The 15576-nt window shown below is 76.8% G+C and carries 15 protein-coding genes; 7 read left to right on the top strand and 8 right to left on the bottom strand.

Annotated elements, in window-relative coordinates; genetic code table 11:
- The first annotated feature begins 82 nt into the window (after positions 1-82).
- On the top strand, positions 83-3286 hold the full coding sequence (locus WDZ17_RS09560; protein WP_339574920.1) for a fibronectin type III domain-containing protein: 3204 nt from the start codon (positions 83-85) through the stop codon (positions 3284-3286).
- 214 nt (positions 3287-3500) lie between these two features.
- Here WDZ17_RS09560 and WDZ17_RS09555 read toward each other — a convergent pair whose 3' ends face one another.
- Positions 3501-4412: an SDR family oxidoreductase gene (locus WDZ17_RS09555; protein ID WP_339574919.1), complete on the bottom strand. Its 912-nt coding sequence runs from the start codon at positions 4410-4412 to the stop codon at positions 3501-3503.
- A gap of 94 nt (positions 4413-4506) precedes the next feature.
- Between WDZ17_RS09555 and WDZ17_RS09550 the strand changes: the two genes are divergently transcribed.
- Complete coding sequence (locus tag WDZ17_RS09550; RefSeq protein WP_339574918.1) at positions 4507-5355, top strand: HAD family hydrolase; 849 nt, start codon at positions 4507-4509, stop codon at positions 5353-5355.
- Between the two features lie 174 nt (positions 5356-5529).
- Positions 5530-5823 (top strand): hypothetical protein, encoded by a 294-nt coding sequence (locus WDZ17_RS09545; RefSeq protein ID WP_339574917.1) that lies wholly within the window; start codon positions 5530-5532, stop codon positions 5821-5823.
- Positions 5824-5865: 42 nt separating this feature from the next.
- Here the strand turns inward: WDZ17_RS09545 and WDZ17_RS09540 are convergent, their stop codons facing one another.
- Genes WDZ17_RS09540 through WDZ17_RS09530 form a run of 3 tightly spaced genes read right to left on the bottom strand, consistent with a single transcriptional unit; the run spans position 5866 to position 8095 of the window.
- The gene (locus WDZ17_RS09540; RefSeq protein ID WP_339574916.1) at positions 5866-6426 is read right to left on the bottom strand and encodes a hypothetical protein; all 561 of its coding nucleotides are present in this window, start codon (positions 6424-6426) and stop codon (positions 5866-5868) included.
- A gap of 5 nt (positions 6427-6431) precedes the next feature.
- Complete coding sequence (locus WDZ17_RS09535) at positions 6432-7043, bottom strand: bacterial proteasome activator family protein (protein WP_339574915.1); 612 nt, start codon at positions 7041-7043, stop codon at positions 6432-6434.
- A complete protein-coding gene (locus WDZ17_RS09530; RefSeq protein WP_422631929.1) occupies positions 7040-8095 on the bottom strand; it encodes an NAD(P)H-quinone oxidoreductase in 1056 nt (351 codons plus the stop codon). Before WDZ17_RS09530 ends, WDZ17_RS09535 begins: the two co-directional genes overlap by 4 nt.
- A gap of 241 nt (positions 8096-8336) precedes the next feature.
- Between WDZ17_RS09530 and WDZ17_RS09525 the strand changes: the two genes are divergently transcribed.
- On the top strand, positions 8337-9266 hold the full coding sequence (locus tag WDZ17_RS09525; protein WP_339574913.1) for a hypothetical protein: 930 nt from the start codon (positions 8337-8339) through the stop codon (positions 9264-9266).
- On the opposite strand, the gene mobA is transcribed toward WDZ17_RS09525, so the two are convergent.
- Positions 9227-10129, bottom strand: a complete 903-nt coding sequence (gene mobA, locus WDZ17_RS09520) for a molybdenum cofactor guanylyltransferase (RefSeq protein ID WP_339574912.1) — start codon at positions 10127-10129, stop codon at positions 9227-9229. The two genes, WDZ17_RS09525 and mobA, sit on opposite strands and share 40 nt — an antisense overlap.
- 19 nt (positions 10130-10148) lie before the next feature.
- Entirely contained in the window at positions 10149-10994 is an 846-nt protein-coding gene (locus tag WDZ17_RS09515) for an aldo/keto reductase (RefSeq protein WP_339574911.1), read from the bottom strand.
- A 281-nt stretch (positions 10995-11275) separates the two neighbouring features.
- Here WDZ17_RS09515 and cysK point away from each other — a divergent pair, with 281 nt between their 5' ends.
- Together cysK and cysE are read left to right on the top strand one after the other, a co-directional pair.
- Positions 11276-12205, top strand: a complete 930-nt coding sequence (gene cysK / locus WDZ17_RS09510; RefSeq protein ID WP_339574910.1) for a cysteine synthase A — start codon at positions 11276-11278, stop codon at positions 12203-12205.
- Positions 12206-12372: 167 nt separating this feature from the next.
- A complete protein-coding gene (cysE, locus tag WDZ17_RS09505) occupies positions 12373-12924 on the top strand; it encodes a serine O-acetyltransferase (protein ID WP_422631933.1) in 552 nt (183 codons plus the stop codon).
- A gap of 29 nt (positions 12925-12953) precedes the next feature.
- On the opposite strand, the gene WDZ17_RS09500 is transcribed toward cysE, so the two are convergent.
- Complete coding sequence (locus tag WDZ17_RS09500; RefSeq protein WP_422631932.1) at positions 12954-14096, bottom strand: Gfo/Idh/MocA family protein; 1143 nt, start codon at positions 14094-14096, stop codon at positions 12954-12956.
- Positions 14097-14113: 17 nt separating this feature from the next.
- On the bottom strand, positions 14114-14281 hold the full coding sequence (locus WDZ17_RS09495; protein ID WP_339574907.1) for a hypothetical protein: 168 nt from the start codon (positions 14279-14281) through the stop codon (positions 14114-14116).
- Positions 14282-14671: 390 nt separating this feature from the next.
- On the opposite strand from WDZ17_RS09495, the gene WDZ17_RS09490 reads away from it, so the two are divergent.
- Positions 14672-15394: a GAF domain-containing protein gene (locus tag WDZ17_RS09490; protein ID WP_339574906.1), complete on the top strand. Its 723-nt coding sequence runs from the start codon at positions 14672-14674 to the stop codon at positions 15392-15394.
- Positions 15395-15576 lie beyond the last annotated feature (182 nt).

Here is a 15576-nt window from a genome sequence, read left to right as displayed (position 1 = left end):
CACCGTGGGCCGCCCGGGTCGTCCGGTCGGCGGTGACGGGCGCGCACCTGCAGGCGCACCGCGGGGGCGCCGACGACACGGCGTGACCAGGCCCGAGCCCGCGCAGGACCGCCGCGCCCCCCGCCCCGTCGACGGCGACGGTCGACGGGCCCCCGGCCGCCCCGGCCGCCCTGGGCGCGTCCTGCGCCACCCCGCGGCCCGTCCCCTCGCGGCAGCTCTCGTCGCGGCGGTCGCGACGGGCGTCCTCGCGCTCTCGCCCGCACCGGACGGCTCGCCGACGGCGGCGCCGGTGCCCGTGGACCTCGGCCGCACCGAGCCCGTCGGCGGCCTCTTCGACTTCACGCCCCCGGCCGTGCCGACCGGCCTGGCGGCGACGGTCGAGGACGGCGCCCTCACCGTCCGCTGGAACGCCGTCTCGGACTCCGACCTCAAGGACTACCGCCTCTCCGTCGACGGCTCGGTCGCGGCGACGGTCGCCAGGGGCACGACGACGACCCGTCTGACCGGCCTCACGAACGGCCGCGAGTACTCGCTGACCGTCACGGCGCGGGACACCCGGAACAACGAGTCGCGCGCGTCGGCCGCCGTCCGGGCCGCGCCGCAGGACCTCACCCCGCCGCCCGTGCCCACCGGGCTCGTCGCCGTGCGCGGCGACAGCACCGTCGCCCTCTCGTGGACCGCGGTCACCGACACCGACCGGGTCGCCACCCGCGTGCTGCGCGACGGTCGGCAGGTGACGTCCCTGGCCGCCGACCGCACGTCCTTCACCGACACCGGCCTCGTCAACGACCAGCGCTACACCTACACGCTCGTCGCCGTCGACGCGCGGGGCAACGCCTCGCAGCCCTCGGCCGCGGCCTCGGCGACGCCCACCGACCTCACGGCGCCCACCGTCCCGACGGGGCTGCGGGGCACCGCGGGGGACGCCAGCGCGGCGCTGACCTGGGACCCGGGGACCGACGCCGACCTCGCGTCCGTGCGGGTGCAGCAGGACGGGCGGGTCGTCGCCGACCTCGCCGCCGGCACGACGTCGTGGACGGCGACCGGTCTGGAGCCCGGCCGCCGCTACCGCTTCGCGCTCGTCGCCGTCGACGGCCACGGCAACACCTCCGCGGCCTCCTCGCCCGAGGTCGAGGTCGTGCCGCTGGACCTCACCCCGCCCGGCGCGCCCGGCGGGGTCGTCGCGACGCCGGGGGACCGGGCCGCCGACCTGTCCTGGGACGCCGTGGGCGCGGCCGACCTCGCCGGCTACGAGGTCCTGGACGCCGCCGGCGCCGTCGTCGCCCGGGTCGACGCCCCCGCCCGCAGCGCCCACCTGACCGGTCTGGCGAACGACGTGGAGGTGACCTTCCGCGTCGTCGCGCTCGACCGCGCCGGCAACCGCTCCGCGCCCAGCGCCCCCGTCGCCGTCACGCCGGTGGACCGCACGCCGCCGGACGTCGTGACCGGCACCGCCGTCACCGCGCTCGACCGCGCGCTGCGGGTCACCTGGACGGGTGCGACGGACGCCGCGACCTACCGGGTGCTCCTCGACGGGGCGCCGGCGGGGGAGGTCGCCGCGGGCGACGAGCTCGCGCTCGTCGTCCCCGACCTCGAGGGCGGGCGGACCTACGAGGTCGTCGTCGTCGCCGTCGACGCCGCGGGCAACGTCTCCGCGGAGCACGCCCCCGTGGCGGGCACGCCCCGTGACGACGTGCCGGCGGCCCCGACGGGCGTGACCGCCACCGCGGGCGTCCGCAGCGCCGAGGTGACGTGGGACCCGGCGCCCGAGGACGACGTCGTCGAGCACCGCGTCCTGGTCGGCGGCCAGGTCGTCGCCGTCGCGCCCTCGGGTCCCGGCGGAGCCCACCGGGTCGTCGTCGAGGGGCTGGAGGCGGGCGTCGAGGTGGAGCTCGTCGTCGTCGCCGTCGACGCCGTGGGCGGCGTCTCGCCCGTGAGCACCGTCGTGCGGGTGACCCCGCAGGGGGACGTCCCGGAGGAGGTCGCGCCGCCCTACGCGCCGACCGTGCCGCCCGCCGGTGGCTCGGGCACGGCCACCGGCGCGGGTCTCGCGGCCACGCGGGACGGGCGGTACGTCGTCGTCAGCACCCCGGCGCGGCTCGAGGCCGGCGACACCAACGCCGCCGCCGAGCTCTACCTCGTGGACCGCACGGCCGGCACGTCGCGCCGGGTGGCCCCGCTGCCCGCGTCGTGGCGGTCGACGTCGACCGACCCCACGAACGCGAGCGCCGTCGCCCTCAGCGAGGACGGGCGCTACCTCGCGCTGTCGACGACGGCGAGGCTCGTGGCCGCGGACACGAACACGCTCGTCGACGTCTACCGGCTGGACCTGCGCAGCGGCGACCGGGTGCTCGTCAGCGTGCCGACCTCCGGGGCGGTGTCGAGGACCGTCGCCGGGGCCGTGGTGCCGAGCGGCTCCTCGGTCTCGGCGAGGAGCCCCGGCCTCGCGATGACGGCCGACGGTGGCACGGTCCTGTTCCTCTCGGCCCGGGCCGACCTCGTGGCGGGCGACCGCAACGGCGCCGCCGACGTCTTCGCCAAGGACGTCGCCGCAGGGACGGTCCGGCGCGTCTCGACGGCCGCCGACGGCGGCGAGACGCCCTGGCGCGCCACCGGTCCCGCGCTCGAGGTGACCCCCGACGGGCGTTACGCCGTGTTCCCGGCGCAGGCGTCCGGACGGCCGCTCGTGCTGCTGCGCAAGGACCTCGTCGGCGGCGGGCTCGTCGTCGCCTCGACGATGACGGCCCCCGGGGCCACCGTGCCCACCGAGGTGTCGGTGTTCCGGGACACCGGGGACGTCGCGGTGAGCGACGACGGCCGCTACGTCGCCTTCAGCTCCGCGGCGAAGCCGTCGTCGCCCCGCACGAGCTGGTCCACGGGCCTGGCCTACCGCCGGGACCTCCTGACCGGGACCACGACGGCGCTCGGGACGGGGCAGACCGCGTCGTGGGAGCACCAGGTCGGGCTCGACGCCAGCGGCCGGTTCGCCTTCCTCGCGACCGCCGCCGCCCTGCTGCCCGCCGACACCAACCGCCGCACCGACCACTACCGGCGGGACCTGGGCACCGGTCGGCTCGAGCTCGTCACGTCACGGTCCGACGGCTCGACCGCGCCGGCGAGGGCGGGGTCGGTCACGCCGGCCGAGTACGGCCCCGTGCTCGTCCTGGACGCCGACCGGGTCCTCGTCGGCACCGTCCTGCCGCTCGTGGCCGGTGACGCCAACGGCCTCCTCGACGTCTACGGCCGCGACCTCGCCGGGGCCCGCGCCGGCGCCGTCGTGGGCTGACGCGGGGCCGCACCCGACCCCGGGTCGGGTGGCGAGCGACTCCTGGACCCGACGTCGTCGCCGATGTCGGGGAGGGGGGGCCCTGGGACTCGACGTCGTCGCCGACGTCGGGGATGAGGGTCTTGGCGGGACGTCGTCCGGTCGCCCGGGTCCGGGACGTGCGTCGGCCCCGACGTCGGGGGGACGCCGGGGCCGGAAGGGGCGAGCGGTCGGGTCAGGGCGTCGGCATGCCTCCGGTCACCGAGAGGGTCGAGCCGGTCGTGTAGCTGGACTCGGCGCAGGCCAGGTGCACGTAGGCGCCGGCGATCTCGGCCGGCTGGCCGGGACGACCCAGGGGGGCCGCCGCGCCGAACTCGGGCCGGGCCTCGGGCGGCTGGCCGCCGGAGACCTGTAGCGGGGTCCAGAACGGTCCGGGCGCCACGACGTTGACCCGGATCCCCTTGGGCGCCAGCTGCTGAGCGAGGGCCTTCGAGTAGGTGTTGATGGCGGACTTCGTCGGCGCGTAGTCGAGGAGGCTCGGGGACGGCGTGTACGCCTGGACCGACGACGTCGTGACGATGCTGCTCCCCGGCGGCATGTGCGGCACCGCGGCCTTCGTCAGCCAGAACAGGGCGTGCACGTTCGTCCGGAAGGTCAGGTCGAACTGCTCGGTGGTGAGGTCGGCGATGTCCTCGACCGCCGTCTGCTTCCCGGCGACGACGGCGAGGACGTCGATCCGGCCGAAGGTGTCGACGGCCGTGCGCACGAGCTCGGCGTTGGCCTCCTCGGCGGAGAGGTCCCCGGGCACGGCGACGGCCCGCCGGCCGGCGGCCTCGACGAGGGCGACCACCTGCTGGGCGTCCTCCTCCTCGGCCGGCAGGTACGACAGGACGACGTCGGCGCCCTCGCGGGCGTAGGCGATGGCCGCGGCGCGGCCGATGCCCGAGTCGGCCCCGGTGACGAGGGCCACGCGGTCGACCAGGCGCCCGGCGCCGACGTAGGTGTCCTCGCCGTGGTCGGGCGTCGGCCCCATGTCCTGGGCCAGGCCGGGGGCGTTCTGGTCCTGCTCGGGGAACGTCGGCTGCGGGTACGCCGTCGTGGGGTCGCGGGGGGTGTTCTGCGTGGTCTGGGTCGTCTGCTCGGTCACCTCGTCAGCCTGGACGCCGGGACGGCGCTCGGCATCCGCAGGCCGTCGCGCCCGACCACCTCGGCCTCCCACGGGGCAGGGCAGGATGACGGCCGTGACGGCGGCCAGCACCCCGGCGGTGGACGGCGCGCCCGTGCCCACCGGCCGGGTGCGGCTGGTGGCGAGCGACCTCGACGGCACGCTGCTCGCGCCCGGGGGCCTGGCGTCCCCGCGGACCGTCGCCGTGATCGCCGCCTGCCGGGCCGCCGGCGTGCACGTCGTCTTCGTGACGGGCCGTCCCGCCGTCTGGCTGGATCCCGTCGCCGTGCAGACCGGTCACACCGGCACGGCGATCTGCGCCAACGGCGCCGTGGTCTACGACGCCGGCCGCGCGGTCGTGGTCTCCGCCCGCGGCATCGCGCCGGCGGACGCCCTCGAGGCCGTCGCCCGCCTGCGGCGACGCCTCGACGGGCTCGCCGTCGCCGTGGAGACCCTCGCCGGGTTCCGCCGCGAGCCCGGGTACGCCGTCCGGCACGACGGGGGGCGCGAGACCGAGGTGGGCGAGCTGGCCGAGCTCCTCGACCCCGACCCGGTGGTGGTCAAGATGCTCGTACGGCGCGAACGGGGGACGCCGCAGGAGCTGCTCGACGTCGCCCGGGCCGAGCTCGACGGCCTGGTGCACCCGACGCACTCCGGCCCCGAGAGCCCGCTCGTGGAGATCAGCGCCGCGGGCGTCAGCAAGGCCGCGGCGCTCGCGGCGCACGCCGCCGCCCTGGGGGTGGCGCGCGAGGACGTCGCGGCGTTCGGCGACATGCCCAACGACGTCGAGATGCTCCGCTGGGCGGGGCGCGGCTACGCCATGACCGGCGGGCACCCCGAGGCCGTGGCGGCGGCGGCGGGCACGGCCCCGCCCTGCGTCGACGACGGCGTCGCGCAGGTGGTCGAGGGTCTCTTGCGGGGCTGACGGCGCCCACCGGGAGGTCCGGCCCGGTCGGGACGACCCGGCGCGGGGGTCCGGCGCGTCGCGGGCTGGCGCGGGCGACGGGGCGGTGCTGGACTGGTGGTCCGGCCCTGCTCCCGCCGGAGCGCCGCCCCGGCGGCGCCGACGTGCCACGACGGGCGACCCCAGGAGGCGGCCATGGCCACCGACACGAGCGGCGAGAGCGGACAGCGACCCGGGGACGGGCCCACCGGCGCGGGAGGGCCGCAGGACGGGACGGTCGGGCCGTCCTCGACCCGGCGGGAGAAGCAGCGGCTCCGCGAGCGTGCGCTCGGCGCCCTGACGTTCTTCTACGGCTCCGCCGACCACCGCAACCTCCCCGACGACGAGCGCCGGGCGACCGGGACGCCGGGGGAGGACGTCGGCGACGGGTGGACCCGTCACGGCGAGCCCGGCCACGAGTACGTCACCCGGGACGACCCGAAGGGGTAGGCCCCGCTGCCGCCCGGTCGGAGCGCCGGTGGCCGTGTCGGGTCAGCCGTCCCGCAGGTGCCTGCGCGCCAGGGCGGCGGCCCGCGCGGCGGCCTCAGCGCGTTCGAGGGCGACGCCCGGCTCGCCGCCCCGCAGGCTGACCCTCGCCATCGTCGCCGCCTCGGCGGCCGTCGCCAGGGACGTGCCGGCGCGCGAGAGCCGCCGGTGCAGCTCGGCGGGGAGCCCGGCCGAGACGGGGACCCGAGGGACGTCGAGGCCGGCGCTGGGGGCGGCCCGCTGGGCGGCTACGCAGAGGGCGGCCACCTCGTCGAGGACGCCGACGACCTCCACGCCCGTACGACGGAGGTCGGCGAGGGCGTCGTCCCCGCCGGTCCCGGGGAGCGGCGCCCCGTCGGCGACGACGCCGTCGAGGACCTGGTGGTAGCGGTCGACGGACCGCCGGACGCGGTCGTGCGCGCGTCGCCACACGCCGTCACCGAGGGCGGCGGCCAGGCGCCGCTCGTCGCGGCGCCGGGCGAGGCCCGGTGCGAGCCGGTCGACGAGGCGGCGACGGGGTGGCTCGTCCGTCGACCCGCCGACGGCGTCCCCCGCCTGGCCCGGCACCGGCGCTAGAGGTACTGGCCGGTGCCCGGCTGACCGGGCGCCCCCGGCGGCGGGCCACCGGGCTGCCCGCTCTGCTGGTGCCCGCCCTGCTGACTCCCGGGCTGACTCCCGGGATGACTCCCGGGCTGGCTACCGGGCTGCCCGCCCGGAAGAGCCCGGCGCATCTGCTCCAGCTGGGCCCGCGCGGCCATCTGCTGGGCGAAGACGGCGGTCTGGATGCCGTGGAAGAGGCCCTCCAGCCAGCCCACGAGCTGCGCCTGGGCGATGCGGAGCTCGGCGTCGCTCGGCGCCTGCTCGGGGGACAGGGGCGGGGCGATGCGCCGCAGCTCCTCGACCAGCTCGGGGGCCAGGCCGTCCTCCAGCTCGGCGAGCGACCGCTGGTGTACCTCGGCCATCCGGGCCCGGCCCCGCTCGTCGAGCGGCGCGCTGCGGACCTCGTCGAGCAGCTGCTTGACCATGCTGCCGATCCGCATCACCTTGTCGGGACGCTCCACCTGCTCAGCGGGGTTCGGCGCGTCGTCGCCGGCGACGCCCATGCCCTGCTGCGTCATGACGACGAGGTTCTGGCCCTGCTGCTGCCCACCCTGCTGATGGGCGTCCTGCGGCTGCTGGCTCATGCCGTCCCTCCGAGCTCGTCGTCGTCGACGGCGCTCCCGCCGCCGCCCGCGGCGGCACCACCACCGGTCAGCAGCAGCACCTTGCCGACGTGCGAGGACTCCTCGAGCACCTCGTGCGCCCGCGCGACGTCGTCGAGCGGCAGGCGCGCGTGCACCACGGGTCGCACCCGGCCGTCCTCGACGTAGGGCCACACGTGCTCGCGGACGGAGGCGACGATCGCCGCCTTCTCCGCGCGCGGCCGGGCGCGCAGCGACGTCGCCATGACGACGCCGCGGGTCGCGAGCAGGGCGCCGAGGTCGAGCTCCGCGCGCCGCCCGCCCTGCATGCCGATGATCGCCACGCGACCGCCGGGCGCCAGGACCGCGACGTTGCGCTGCAGGTAGGGCGCCCCCACGACGTCGAGGACGACGTCGGCCCCGCGGCCGTCGGTGGCGGCGCGGACCTGCTCGACGAAGTCCTGCTCGCGGTAGTTGACGAGCACCTCGGCGCCCAGCCCGCGGCAGGCCTCGAGCTTGTCGGCGCTCCCGGCCGTCACGGCGACGCGGGCGCCCCAGGCCCGGGCGAGCTGGATCGCGAAGGTGCCGATGCCGCTGCCGCCGCCGTGGACGAGCAGCAGCTCGCCCTCGCGCAGGCCCGCGGACATGAAGATGTTCGACCACACCGTGCAGGCGACCTCGGGCAGCGCCGCGGCGTCCACGAGGTCGACCCCCCGCGGCACCGGCAGCAGCTGCCCGGCGGGCACGACGACGTGCTCCGCGTAGCCGCCCCCGGCGAGGAGCGCGCACACCTCGTCGCCGACGGCCCAGCCCTCCACGCCGTCACCGAGGGCCGCGACCACGCCGGAGCACTCGAGCCCCAGCGTCTCGCTCTCCCCGGCCGGCGGCGGGTACTGGCCCTGCCGCTGCATGAGGTCGGCGCGGTTGACCCCGGCGGCGGCGACCTCGACGAGCACCTCGCCGGGCCCGGGCGCCGGGTCCGGCACCTCCTCGACGCCGAGGACGTCGGTCCCGCCGGGTTCCCTCACCACTGCTGCTCGCACGTCGTCCACCATGGCACGCACCCCCGACGGCGACGACCGCGCGCGCCCGGCGGCGCGGTCGCGGACCTCGAGGCGCGGGCACGGGAGCGCGGACATCGAGGGCCGCCACGCCGCGTGCCGTCCCTCGATGTCCGCGCGAGGGGACTCAGCACGTCGCGGCCAAGGTGCTCCGGACGGGTGAGGCGGCGCCGGCCCGTCCCGCCACCGCCGCGCGAGGCCCGACCATGCCGGCCGGACCTCGGGAGGGGCGACCATGGCCAGGAGACGAGCGGCACTGCCGGACGACCTCTCGACCGTGGGCGCCGATGCGCTGCACGCGGCGCTGCGGAACGCACGCGGCGGGGACCGCGACCGGCTGGTCGGCCGCGTCGTGGCAGCCGGCGAGACCGGCGACCGGCTCCTCGCCGAGGTCCTCCCGCTGGTGGCCCCGTCGTTGGCCGGCATGGTGGCGGCCGGGCTCGGCGACGTCCGTGGGCCGTACGGCGACGCCGTCCTGCGGTCGGCCGTCGACGTCACCGGGCCGGGCACGTCCGACCTGCGGTGCAGCGCCGTGCTCTCCCTCGCGAAGCGGGGCGGTCAGCAGGCGAGCGCCGACCTCGCCCGGGCGTGGGGGGCCCGCGACTGGGGCACGCGCATGTACGCCCTGCACTGCCTGGCGGCGACGGGCGACGGACGGGTGCTCGAGGAGGTGTCCACCTGGCTCGGCCGTCGACTCGGAGGCGCGCGGACGAGGGTCATGGGCATGCCGACCGACGTCGTCCTCGGCGTCGTCTACGTCCTGCGGCACGCGGACACCGACGGCACCGAGCGACTGCGGAGGTTGCTGCGTCGGCGGTGGGAGCGGCTGGACCCGGACGAGCAGGAGTGGCTGGAGCTCCGGTGGCCGGGTGCGGCGCCGGGTGGCCCTGACGCCCCGGCCTCGGACGGGGCCGGAACTCCTGACCGGGAGGCCCTGCGCGCCGAGGTGGCGGCGGACGCGCTGTTCGCGGCCTCGGACTGGTCGGGCCGGTGGGACGACGAGGAGTGGTCGTCCGTGACCACTCTGGTCCCGGACGGCGACGGTGGCCTGACCCTGGTGACGGTCGACCACGTGTCGGCGGACGCCGAGGCGGTGCACGCCCTGCTCGACGTCTTTGTGAGCGGTCAGGACCGGGGTGAGGACTCCACCGGACCGGGGCGTTGAGGGCCGGCGGCGTCCTGGGGGTCCACGTCGCTCGTGCCGCGCCAGCCGCCCTCATCGGCCACAGCCACCGCCCGGGCCCGCGCCAGGGCGGCGGCGTCGTCGACGTCGAGCGTCGAGCGGGCGTCCACGGCCACCTCGACGACCAGGTCGTCGGCTACGTGGGCGAGCAGGGCGCGGGCCGGGGCGTCGACGAGCGAGGCCGAGTCAACGCGGCTCAGGTGCGCCGCGCGGACGGCGAGCAGCAGGTGCTGGCGGCGGCCGTCCGGGCCCGTCGCGACGGCGGCATGCGCGCCCGCGCGGACGGCCGCGACGAGCGCCGGCAGGGCCGCCCCGGCCCACGGGGCGTCCCCGGGCACGACGGCGACCACGGCGACGGCGTCGGCGCGTAGGGCCCGCGCGCCGGCCAGGACGGCGGCCGCGGGGCCGGAGCCGGCGGGCTGCTCGCGCACGACCCGGGCGACGTCGCCGAGCTGGGCCACGCGCTCGCGCGGCCCCACGACGACGGTCGGTGCCCCGGGCAGCGCCCGGCGCACGCCCTCGACGGTGACGGCGAGCAGCGGGCGGCCGCCGAGGTCGGCGGCCAGCTTGTCCGTGCCGAGACGTCGTGACGTGCCGCCCGCGAGGACGACGACGCCGACGTCGGGGCTGCTCCCGAGTCTCTCCGCGGCCTGCTCGCAGGCGTCCCGATCGCCGGCTGCGCTCTCGCTGACGTGCTGCCCGCCGGGCTCGCGTCCGCCGGCCTCCTCCGGGTGCGGCGGCGGAGTGCCCGGGACGGCGACAGGCGCCGTCCTCCCGTTCGTGCCGGGGGGACGGCGCCCGTGGTCGTGCGGTGGTGCGTCCGGGCGACCGGGCTCAGGCGGCACCGGTCGCACCGGGCTCACGTCAGCCCGGGATGAAGTCGAACGTGTCCGGGTTGGGGCCCGTCCGCCCGTCCTCGCCCTTGTCGAGCGCGGTGATGCGGCGGATGTCCTCCTCCGTCAGCCCGGCGTCGAAGATGTCGAAGTTCTCCCGCACGCGCTCGGGCGTCACCGACTTCGGGAAGATGATGTCGCCGCGGGCGATGTGCCACGCCAGCGTCACCTGGGCGGTGGACTTGCCCACGCGCTCGGCGATCTCGCTGATGACCGGGTCCTCCAGGACGCCGCCCTGGGCGATGGGCGACCACGCCTCGGTGGCGATGCCGTGCTCGCTGCCGTAGGCGCGGACCTCCTCGTTGGTGAGGTAGGGGTGCACCTCGACCTGGTTGACCGCCGGCACGGTGCTCGTCTCCTGCGCGAGACGCTCCAGGTGCGCCACCTGGAAGTTGGAGACGCCGATGGCGCGGGCGCGTCCGTCGGCGGCGAACTCCTCCATGGTCTTCCACGTGGAGACGTAGTCGCCGTCGTAGCGCGTGGGAAGCGGCCAGTGGACGAGGAACAGGTCCACGTGGTCGGTGCCGAGGTCGGCCAGCGTCTGGTCGAAGGCGCGACGCGCGTCCTCGGGACGGTGGAAGCCGTTGTTGAGCTTGCTCGTGATGAAGACGTCCGAGCGCTCGAGCCCCGAGGACGTGAGCGCCTCGCCGACCTGCTTCTCGTTGCCGTACATCTGCGCGGTGTCGATGTGCCGGTAGCCGGCGTCGAAGGCGGTGCGGACGGCCTGCTCGGTGTTCTCCGGCTCGATCTGGAACACCCCGAAGCCGAGCTGGGGGATCGTCGTGCCGTTGTTCAGCGTGATCGTCGGGACAGCCACGGTCGAGCTCCGTTCGTCGGATGTGCTGGTTCGTCGCCGGTCGCGTCGCGCCCGGCTCTCGAGGGGTGCAGCCGAGCGGCGCGGGTCGGTGTTCCCGCTCGCGCCGGTCACCCGTCTGCGTCCCAGGGAGTGAGACCGGCCGGTCCTGCGGGAGCAGGCGCCGGTCCGGGAAGGTTGGCACGGGCGCAGCGCGAGCGTCCCGGTCGGGAAGGTCCGGCACACTCGCCCGCGACGTCAGCAGGCCCTCCCGGGCCCGACCCGACCGCCGAGGAGCGACACCGGTGCCCATCTACGACGACATCACGAAGCTGGTGGGCCGCACCCCGCTGGTCCGGCTGAACCGCATCACGGACGGTGCGCGCGCGACGGTCGCCGCGAAGCTGGAGTTCTACAACCCCTCGAGCAGCGTCAAGGACCGCATCGGCGTCGCGATGGTCGACGCGGCCGAGCGCTCCGGGCAGCTCCAGCCGGGCGGGCGCATCGTCGAGGCGACGAGCGGCAACACCGGCATCGCCCTCGCCATGACGGGCGCGGCGCGCGGGTACCAGGTCACCCTGGCGATGCCGGAGACGATGTCCAAGGAGCGACGGGCGCTGCTGCGCGCCTACGGCGCCGAGCTCGTCCTGACCCCCGGCAGCGAGGGCATGAAGGGCGCCGTGAGCAAGGCCGAGGAGCTCGGCGCGGCCGACGGGTCGGTCCTCGTCCGCCAGTTCGCCAACGAGGCCAACCCCGCGATCCACCGGACGACGACGGCGGAGGAGATCTGGGAGGACACGGACGGCGAGGTCGACGCGGTCGTCGCGGGCATCGGCACCGGCGGCACCATCACCGGCGTCGGCCAGGTGCTCAAGGAGCGCAAGCCGGGGCTCAAGGTCATCGGCGTGGAGCCGGCCGAGTCGCCGATCCTCAACGGCGGCAAGCCCGGCCCCCACAAGATCCAGGGCATCGGCGCCAACTTCGTGCCGGAGGTCCTCGACACCGACGTCTACGACGAGGTGATCGACGTCGACGCGGAGACCTCGGTGACGTGGGCGCGCCGCGCCGCGGCCGAGGAGGGCATCCTCGCCGGCATCTCCTCGGGCACCGCCCTGTACGCCGCGGTGCAGGTGGCCAAGCGCCCCGAGATGGAGGGGAGGACGGTCGTCGTCATCGTGCCCTCCTTCGGCGAGCGCTACCTGTCCACCATCCTCTACAGCGACCTGATGGAGTGAGCGAGCCCGTGACGACGACGTCGGGGGGACGTCTGCGGGCGCAGCGCGGCGTCGACACCGGCGCCGCCCGCCGCCGTCCGCCCGCCGCGGCGGGGGTCCAGCCCGGCCCGCCGCCCGCGGAGTGCACGCGCGGGGTCGACGACGACGCGCTCACCTGGCGCTCGCGGCTGCGGGAGGACCTGGAGACCGCCGCCCGGCGCGACCCGGCCTCGCGCAGCCGCGCGGAGCTGCTGCTCGCCTACCCGGGGCTGCACGCCGTGTGGGTGCACCGGCTGAGCCACCGGCTGTGGCAGCGGCCCGGCGGGAAGCTGGCCGCGCGGCTGCTGTCGCACGTCTCGCGGTCCGTGACGGGCGTCGAGATCCACCCGGGCGCGACGCTCGGCCGGAGGTTCTTCGTCGACCACGGCATGGGCGTCGTCATCGGGGAGACGGCCGAGGTCGGCGACGACGTGATGATGTACAACGGCGTCAACCTCGGCGGGCGCAGCCTCGACCGGGGGAAGCGGCACCCCACGCTCGGGGACGGGGTCACGGTCGGCGCCGGGGCCCGCATCCTCGGGGCCATCACGGTCGGCGACGGGGCGCAGGTCGGCGCCAACGCCGTCGTCGTGCGCGACGTCCCGGCCGGGGCGGTCGTCGTGGGGGTGCCCGGACGCGTCGTCGAGCGCGCCCCCGCGGCCGCCGCCGACGACGACGTGGACCCCGCCATCTGGATCTGAGACGACGGACCGACGAACAGGTGTGCTCCTCAAGCCGCGACGTGCTCCCAGCGGCCCTCGCGGGCGCTCGCCGCGACGGCGTCCATGACGCGCTGCACCTGCAGGCCGTCGTCGAAGGACGGCCGCGGCTGCTCGCCGGCGACGACGGCCTCGACGAGGTCCTTGGCCTGGTGGGTGAAGGTGTCCCCGTACCCGAGGGAGTGCCCGGGCGGCCACCAGCCCTCGAGGTAGGGGTGGCCGGGCTCGGTGACGTGCACCGTGCGGACGCCGGCCTCCTCCGCGGGCGCCGTGGCGTCGTGGAGCTGAAGCTCGTCGAGGCGCTCGAGGTCGAACGCGATCGACCCGGTGCTGCCGTCGACCTCCAGCCGGAACGCGTTCTTGCGGCCGGGGGCGACCCGCGTGGCGTGGGCGACGACGAGCGCGCCGCGGTCGGTCCGGCCGAGCCACGCGGTCGTGTCGTCGACCGTCACTGGCCCCCGCTCGCTGCCGCCGGTGGCGGACAGCCCCTCCGACGACGTCATGACGGGACGCTCGCGGGTGAAGGTCTCCGCCGCCGCGACGACGTCCGTGAACCGGTGGCCCGTGAGGTGCTGGACCATGTCGATGGCGTGGGACCCGATGTCCCCCAGCGCGCCCGAGCCCGCCCGGTCGGACTGCAGCCGCCAGGTGAGCGGGAAGTCGGGGTCGACGAGCCAGTCCTGGGCGTAGGACACGACGACCTGCCGCACGTCCCCGACCCGGCCGTCCGCCACCAGCCGCTGCGCGAGCGCGAGCGCCGGGACGCGCCGGTAGCTGAAGCCGACCATCGAGAGCACGCCGCGGTCGGCGGCCGCCCGGGCGGCGTCCGCCATCCGCTCGGCGGCGTCCAGGGTGGAGGCCAGCGGCTTCTCGCACAGCACGTGCTTGCCCGCCGCGAGCGCGGCGACGGCGACCTCCTCGTGCAGGTCCCCGGGCACGCACACGTCGACGAGGTCCACGTCGTCGCGCTCGAGGACGCTGCGCCAGTCGTCCGTCGAGCCCCGCCAGCCGAGCTGCCGTGCGGCCGCGTCCGCCCGGCCGGCGTCGCGCCCCGCGAGCACGACCATGTCGACCGCGGCCGGCAGGTCGAAGACGTGGGGCGCCGTGCGCCACGCGTGGGAGTGGGTGCGGCCCATGAAGGAGCCTCCGACCATGGCCACGCCGAGCCGTCTCACGTCGTCACCACCCTCGGGGCCGCCGTCCTGCCCGAGGGGGCGGGGGTCGCGTCCAGGTCTGCGGTCGTGGTCGTCCATGCCGCCAGCCTCTCGCGTGCCGCGGCGGTGTGGGTGTCCTCGCGGGTGTCGACGCCGAGGACGACCTCGACCAGCCCTGCGAGCACGGGCGTGCGGTGCTCTCCTGGTCCGAGACCGGACGCGAACGGCTCGGCTACGGGGCGGCAGGACTGCGACGAGCGGCACCCGCCGCGAGCGGGTGGCCGCGCCGACGGCACGGCGCTCGTCGGACGACGGGTCACGAGCTCCGCTGCCAGCCACCAGCCCGACGGTGCTGGACCGGCTCGACCACCGTCACAGCCGTCGGGAGCCTTCGCGGAGGCCGCGGCGAGGCTGCTGCCGACGTCGAGGCCGCACGGCTGCTGACGACGCGCTCGAGACCGGTCGCGGTCCTCCTCCCCGGGTGGCGGCGCTCGACACCTGCCACAGTGGTGAGGACGGCCGGACCGGACCCGCAGTGACGCACCACGGTGGCGGACCACGGTGAGGAGGACGGTGTGGCGAGCGGTCGCGCGAGGCAGATCCTGGCCGAGGTCGCCGGTGGCGGCGTGGACGTCGCGAGGCTGCCCGGCGCGCTGGTCGCCCGCTGCGCGGCGGCGCTGCCGATCTCCGGGGTGGGGCTGGTGCTGATGACCGACGTCGGTCCGGCGGGCACGGTAGCGGCCTCCGACGGCCCGGCGGGGGCCCTGGAGGAGCTGCAGTTCACCCTCGGCGAGGGGGCGTGCGTGGACTGCTCGCGCACCGGGCGGCCGGTGCTGGTGGCCGACCTCGCCCTCGAGGGGCCGAGGCGGTGGCCGGCCTTCACCGGGGAGGCGCTGGCGGTGGGGGTGGCCGCGGTGTTCGCCCTCCCGTTACGGGTGGGGGGGATCCGGCTGGGGGTGCTGGACCTGTACCGGGAGGTGACCGGGGCGCTGGCCGGCCCGGACCTGGCCGAGGCGCTGGCCTTCGCCGACGCCGCCACCACGGTGCTGCTGCACCTGCAGTCCCACACCCCTGAGGGTGAGGCGACCCTGGACCCGCAGGCCATCCCGGTGCTGGACGACCGGGCGCAGGTCCACCAGGCCACCGGGATGGTCTCGGTGCAGGCCGGCGTCTCCCTGGCCTCGGCGCTGCTGCTGCTGCGGGCTCGCGCCTTCGCGACCGGGCGCCCGGTCACCGACCTGGCCCGCGACGTCCTGAGCAGGCTCGTGCACTTCCGCTCCGACGACGGGTCCGTGTGAGCGCCGGCAGCACCCGGCGGTGGCGCCGCACGCCGGGCGGGCTGGGATGATGCCGCTGCCGGGCGGACGAACCCGGCCGGCAGCAGGACCGAGGCTCCGGGTCGCCCGCACCGTCGCGGCCGCGGCCTGAGGAAGGGGCACGACATGGACGGACCGCAGCGGCTGGCCGAGGTGTTCGTGGA

The sequence above is a fragment of the Pseudokineococcus basanitobsidens genome, from assembly GCF_037482545.1.
In the GTDB taxonomy this organism is placed as follows: Bacteria; Actinomycetota; Actinomycetes; order Actinomycetales; family Quadrisphaeraceae; genus Pseudokineococcus; species Pseudokineococcus basanitobsidens.
Note: the sequence above shows the minus strand (reverse complement) of the source record. Positions and strands in the feature narration are given on the sequence as shown.